Origin of the sequence: Cellulomonas sp. ICMP 17802 (assembly GCF_041295535.1) — a bacterium.
Lineage (GTDB): Bacteria > Actinomycetota > Actinomycetes > Actinomycetales > Cellulomonadaceae > Cellulomonas.
In genome coordinates, this window is record NZ_JBGFQZ010000059.1 from 1 (window position 1) to 5,450 (window position 5,450).

The window sequence follows — 5,450 nt, forward strand, 5'->3', positions numbered from 1 at the left end:
CACCGTCATATGTTAAAAAGACCCACCCCGGGTGGGCCCCGGGCGGCCGCGGCGCGGGGTGGCCGGCGGGGCCGGTCGGCGACGGGGCTGCCCGCCCGGAGCCGGGCGACGCGATCGCGGACGGTCGACCACGCGTCGGCGCCGACCCCCGCGTGCGCGGCCGGGTCGAGCGCGTCGAGCGCCGCGTCGAGGCGCCCGAGCGTCTCGGACACCGTGCGCGCCGCCTGGGTGCCGGACAGCGACCACGAGCGACCTTCGGCGACCAGCGCCTCGGCGTCGATCGCGTCCACGTCCCGCTGCCCGCGCACGTCCATGGCGAACGGGACGCGGGACCCGGTGTGGTGCGTGTGGAACGCGACGTCGTAGGCCGGGGCGAGCGCGTGCGTCCCGTCGGCGCGGTGGAGCACGGAGATGTTCTTGGCGTGCGCGTCGACGTTGCCGATCGCGAGGTTGAACGTGGTGAGCGCGAGCAGCGACCGGGGGTCGATGCCCAGCACGAGCAGCCGCGCCGCGATCTCCCGCAGCGACGGCAGCGCCCGCCCGCGCTGGAACTTGCGGTCGGGGTCGCGGGTGTCGAGGCCGAGCAGCTGGGCGGCGTCCTCCTGGTGCAGCCGGTCCACGGACCCGGCGGCACCGGGCAGCCGGTCGTAGCGCCGCACGACGATCGCGCGCCGGCCCCCGAACGTCCGCAGCTCGGACTCGACCGTGCCCAGCCCGGTGCGGCGGGCCAGCGCGAGGGCGGCGTGCTCGGTGTCGATGAGGTCGTGGGCGGTGCTCCCGGCCGGGCGCCCGAGCTTGACGATGTGCGTCGAGGGGCGGCCGCCGGCGGGCCGGGCCCACCCGGTGGCGGTCCGGGTGAGCGCGATCTTGGCCTCGAGGCCGGTGATCGAGGTGATCTGGTCGGCCGCGCCGTCGCGCGCCGCCTCACCCAGCAGGGCGCCGATCTCGTCGTCGGTCAGGTCCCGCGCCGGGGCGTCGTCGGAGGCCGGCGACGTGCCCGCCTCGACCAGCACGAGCGCGCCGGTGGTGTCCCGGCCGTAGGCGCGCAGGAACGCGACCGGGTCGTCGGGGTCGACGCCCGCGAGGTCCGCCTGCCGCGAGCGTGCGCGACCCTCCGGCAGGAGCCCGTCGAGCCAGACCCGCACGCGCGCGGGCGCCGGCGCCGTCCTGGCCAGCGGCAGGAGGCCCGAGACGACGGCGGAGTTGAGCCCCCACCGGGACAGCGCCTCGGGCGTGAACGTCAGCCGCGGGCGCGCCGGGTCGATCGCGCCCAACCGGGCGACCGGCGTGCCGTAGAGCCAGACGTCGAGGTCGCCGCTCACCGCGTCGTGACCTCCAGGTGCGCGCCGAGCAGCCGCAGCAGGGCGAACAGTCGCGTCGTGTAGAGGTTCGGGGTGCCCGTCTCCAGCTGGTACACGTACCTGCGGTCGATGCCCAGCTCGTCGGCGACGGCCTCCTGCGAGAGGTCGGCCTGCTCGCGCAGCTCGCGCAGGACCGCACCCAGGTCGACGGGGCTGTGCACCCGGGCCCAGACGTCGTCGGCCATGGTGGTCTCCTCTGAGTAGATATCCGCCCGTACCGTCGACGTGATAATAACAGCCCATCGACGGAGTGTGTAGATATCCACACATCATCGCACCGGGCGGCGCGGTAGAACAGACCATGGCGATGTTCCTGGTGGTGCTCACGCGGACAGGCCCCTCGTGGGATCCGTCCCGACGGCTCGAGGAGCAGGCGGGCTGGACCGAGCACGCGGAGTTCATGGACGGTCTCGTCGAGGACGGGTTCGTGGTCCTCGGCGGCCCGCTGGTCGACGAGATCCGGGTGGTCCACGCCGTGGAGGCGGAGTCCGCGGCGGACGTGCGGAGCACGCTGGCCGACGACCCGTGGAGCGGCTCGCACCTCGAGGTGGAGTCGGTCACCCCGTGGACGCTCCGGCTGGACGCGCGGGGCTGACCAGCACGGGCTCACGCGCCCGGCATCAGTGCCTCGATCGACGGCGGGGGCACCAGCACCAGCGGGTCGGTCTCGAGGTCGACCACCTGCGAGCGGGCCGGCGGGGTGCCCACGGACTCGAACCGGACGGTCGCGAGGTGCCCTCGCACGTGCACCACCCAGCCCCGGCCGAGGGTCGCGTGCTCGATGTCGAGGCCCGGCCGGGAGTTCTCCTCGCTGAGCAGGCGCGGGGCAGCGGGCGCGTCGGACGGCTCGTCGACGACGAGCGGCACGGGCACCTCGTCCCCCCATGGCAGGGTCAGCTGCGCGTGCGCCGAGAGGTTGTGGAACGAGACGCCCAGGAGCCGCACGGAGTCGCTGATGCCCGCGGCGCGGGCGGCCTGGTGGGCGGCGGCGCGCAGCTCGGCGGGCTCGGCCGACGGCTGGGGGAGCGTGACCGAGCGGGTCAGCGTGGTGAAGTCGGCGAACCGGACCTTGGCGACGACGGTCCGGGCGCCGCCGCCGTGCGCGGTCAGGCGGCGCAGGGCCTCGTCGGTCACCCGGTCCACCGCGTCGGCGATGCGGTCGGCGCCGAAGATGTCCTCCGCGAACGTGCGCTCGGCGCCCACCGACTTGCGCTCGCCGCTCGGGGCCACCGGTCGCGGGTCGATGCCGCGCGCGAGGCGGAACAGGTTGAGCCCCGACGACTCCCCGACCGTCATGGTGAGGACGTCCAGCTCCTGGCGGCGCAGGTCGGCCACCGTGCGCACGTCCAGCCGCTCGAGCGCGGCCGCGGTCGCGGGGCCGATGCCAGGCACCGCGCGCACGGGGAGCGGCAGGAGGAAGTCGTCCTCGTCGGCCGGCTCGACGACCAGCAGGCCGTCCGGCTTGCCGGCGTCCGACGCCAGCTTGGCGACGAGCTTGGTCCGGCCGATCCCGATCGAGACCGCGAGGCCCGTGAGCTCGCGGATCCGCGCGCGGACGTCGGCCGCGGCGCCGGCGGGGTCGTCGGCGAACGGTCCCGCCTCGAGGTCCACGAAGGCCTCGTCGATGCTCAGCGGCTCGATCAGCTCCGACAGCGTGCCCAGGGTGGCCATGATCACCCGTGAGTACGCCGAGTACGCCTCGAACCGGGGGAACAGCACGGCGGCAGCGGGGCTGAGCCGGCGGGCCCGGCTCATCGCCATCGCGGAGCGGGCGCCAGTCCGCCGGGCCTCGTAGGACGCGGTCGAGACGACGCCGCGCGGCCCCGTGCCGCCGACGAGCACCGGCTTGCCGTGGAGCGACGGCTTGTCGCGCTGCTCGACGGCCGCGAAGAACGAGTCGGCGTCCGCGTGCAGGACGGTCGCCCGGGTGCGCAGCCGCGAGGCGTCGGCGAGGTGCGCGGGGTCCACGCCCCTACTGTGCCTGCCGGATCGGCGTTCGACGCACAGGCGGGGTCAGGCGAGCGCGAGGCCGCCGCGGTGCCGCAGCTCGTGCAGGGCGTCGAGCAGGATGCGGTTGAACGCGACGGGCGCGTGGGCGTTGACGTCGTGGCCGGCGCGGGGCACCACGGTCAGGCGGGTGCCGGGCCGGGCGTCCCGGTAGCGGCGCTCGTCGATGCGCAGCGGGTCGCGGCTGCCGTTGACCAGCCAGACGGGCAGCGCGGTGCGGCGCAGGTCGGCCAGGGGCGAGTAGCCGGACATCGCGGCGAGCATGTCGGTGACCACGTGCCAGTCGGTGCCACCCAGGTGCAGGGCGCGCGTGATCATGCCCGACACCCGGCGGTACGTGCGCAGCGGCTTGCCCTTGATCTCGGTCGAGCAGCCCGCCAGGACGACGCCGGCGACCTTGTCCTCGTGCCGGCGCGCGTACGCGAGGCTGGTGTAGCCGCCGAGGGAGAGGCCGACCAGCAGCGGGGGCTCGGGGCACGAGTCGACGGCCTCGTCGATCGCTGCCAGGGCGCCCTCGAGGCTGAACCGCTCGTGGGCCCGGCGTCCGTGCCCGGGGAGGTCCAGCGTCACGGTCGGGTGGCCGGAGTGCTCGAGTGCCTCCACCTGCCGCCGCCAGATGGCGGAGGACGTCCGGGTTCCGTGCACGAGCACGATCGGTCGACGGTGGATGGCTGGCTCCTCGGGTCGGGTGCGCGGCGAGCGTACCCGGGCGACCTGGGAGTTCCGCGAGAGGCCGTGTGGGCGCGCAGTGAAGGGTTCGGTCAGACGTCCGGCGCGCACTCACCGCTGCCGAGCACCGCGAGCCCGGCGAGGTCGCCGGCGCCGAAGGTCGAGACGCTCAGGCTGGTGCTCGGGTACATGAGCTGGGTCGGGTCGTCCACGTGGTCCAGGCCGACGAGGTGGCCGAACTCGTGCGTGACGATGCCCAGGGCGGCAGCGCGGGTGGCCGGCATCGACATGAGCGTCCCGACGTCCTCCGCGTCGAGCGTGACCGACCCCGTCACGTAGACCGACCGGCCGGCCCGGGTGACCGCCGCCGACCCCCCGACGCCGGCGACGTCGCCCGCCAGCTGCGGCGTCTCCTGCGGGGTCGACCACGCGACGAGCACGGGGGCCCAGCGGCGCCCGTACGTGTCGGGCTGGTACGCGTGGCGGTCCGGGCTCGGCGCCTCGTGCGTGGTGCCGTCGTCGACGAACTGCAGGCCCGTGGCCGCCGACACCGTCGCGATCGCCGCGGCGACGAACTCGGCGCCTCCCGGCGGCGCGCCGTCGGGGCGCACGACGTAGTGGATCGGGCGGCACGGGCTGTACGCGACGGGGCCGCTGCCGTCGGGCTGCATCGTGGTGAACACGAACGCGCTCGACGTGGCGCCGAGCGGGGGCGGCGACCCCAGCGGCACCGGCGCCTCCTCGAGTCCCGAGGGCGGCCCGAAGACGACCGCGTTGGCCATCCACCAGCGGCCGCCGAGCACGAGGGCGAAGACCGTCGCGGCGAGGACGACCAGGACGCTCGCGCGTGGACCGCGGCGCACGCGGACGGCCGGGCCGAGGAAGTGCACGGTCCGTTCCTCGACCGGGCCGCGGGGGTGCGGGAGCAGCGGCGGGAAGGGCTCCTCCCCGCGCGCGCCGACCCAGGGGTTGAGTCCCTGCGGGTCCCCAGCGCTCACCCGGTGTGCCTCCCGCCCTCTGCGCGTCGGTCGGCAGGATCGCACATGCCGCGGTGCCGCGCGCGAGACGACCGCGGCCTCACGCTCTCAGGCCGACCATTCACCCGTGAGGCGCAGCAGCTGCGCGTGGTAGCCGCCGCCGAACAGCAGCGCGTGGACGCCGACCGGGTACAGCTGGTGCAGCCCGACCCGGCGCTCCCAGCCGGCCCGCAGCGGCCGGACCGAGCGATAGCCGGCGAGGACCTCGGGCAGGAACGGCAGTCCGAAGAGCGCGAGCATCGCGAGGTCGGTCTCGCGGTGGCCGCCGTGCGCGGCCGGGTCGATGAGCGTGACCCCGTCCGACGTCCACACGACGTTGCCGGACCAGAGGTCGCCGTGCAGCCGTGCGGGCGGCTCGTCGTCGTCGAGCGCGCCG

The 5,450-nt window shown here is 75.4% G+C and carries 7 protein-coding genes; 1 reads left to right on the forward strand and 6 read right to left on the reverse strand.

Annotated elements, in window-relative coordinates:
* Positions 1-5: 5 nt before the first annotated feature.
* Both AB5970_RS19095 and AB5970_RS19100 read right to left on the reverse strand, forming a co-directional pair.
* Positions 6-1,322, reverse strand: coding sequence for a HipA domain-containing protein (locus AB5970_RS19095; protein WP_370505528.1), 1,317 nt, complete (start codon positions 1,320-1,322; stop codon positions 6-8).
* A complete protein-coding gene (locus AB5970_RS19100; protein WP_370505529.1) occupies positions 1,319-1,546 on the reverse strand; it encodes a helix-turn-helix transcriptional regulator in 228 nt (75 codons plus the stop codon). The genes AB5970_RS19095 and AB5970_RS19100 overlap by 4 nt, the downstream gene beginning before the upstream one ends.
* A 116-nt stretch (positions 1,547-1,662) precedes the next feature.
* Here AB5970_RS19100 and AB5970_RS19105 point away from each other — a divergent pair, with 116 nt between their 5' ends.
* The gene (locus AB5970_RS19105) at positions 1,663-1,956 is read left to right on the forward strand and encodes a hypothetical protein (RefSeq protein ID WP_370505530.1); all 294 of its coding nucleotides are present in this window, start codon (positions 1,663-1,665) and stop codon (positions 1,954-1,956) included.
* Between the two features lie 11 nt (positions 1,957-1,967).
* Here AB5970_RS19105 and AB5970_RS19110 read toward each other — a convergent pair whose 3' ends face one another.
* The 4 genes from AB5970_RS19110 to AB5970_RS19125 form a co-directional block, all read right to left on the reverse strand.
* Positions 1,968-3,329: a DNA polymerase IV gene (locus tag AB5970_RS19110; protein WP_370505531.1), complete on the reverse strand. Its 1,362-nt coding sequence runs from the start codon at positions 3,327-3,329 to the stop codon at positions 1,968-1,970.
* Between the two features lie 45 nt (positions 3,330-3,374).
* Entirely contained in the window at positions 3,375-4,019 is a 645-nt protein-coding gene (locus AB5970_RS19115) for an alpha/beta fold hydrolase (protein ID WP_370505532.1), read from the reverse strand.
* 110 nt (positions 4,020-4,129) lie between these two features.
* Entirely contained in the window at positions 4,130-5,035 is a 906-nt protein-coding gene (locus AB5970_RS19120; RefSeq protein WP_370505533.1) for a matrixin family metalloprotease, read from the reverse strand.
* A gap of 87 nt (positions 5,036-5,122) precedes the next feature.
* On the reverse strand, positions 5,123-5,450 hold a 328-nt coding region (locus tag AB5970_RS19125; RefSeq protein ID WP_370505534.1), incomplete at its 5' end, for a fructosamine kinase family protein.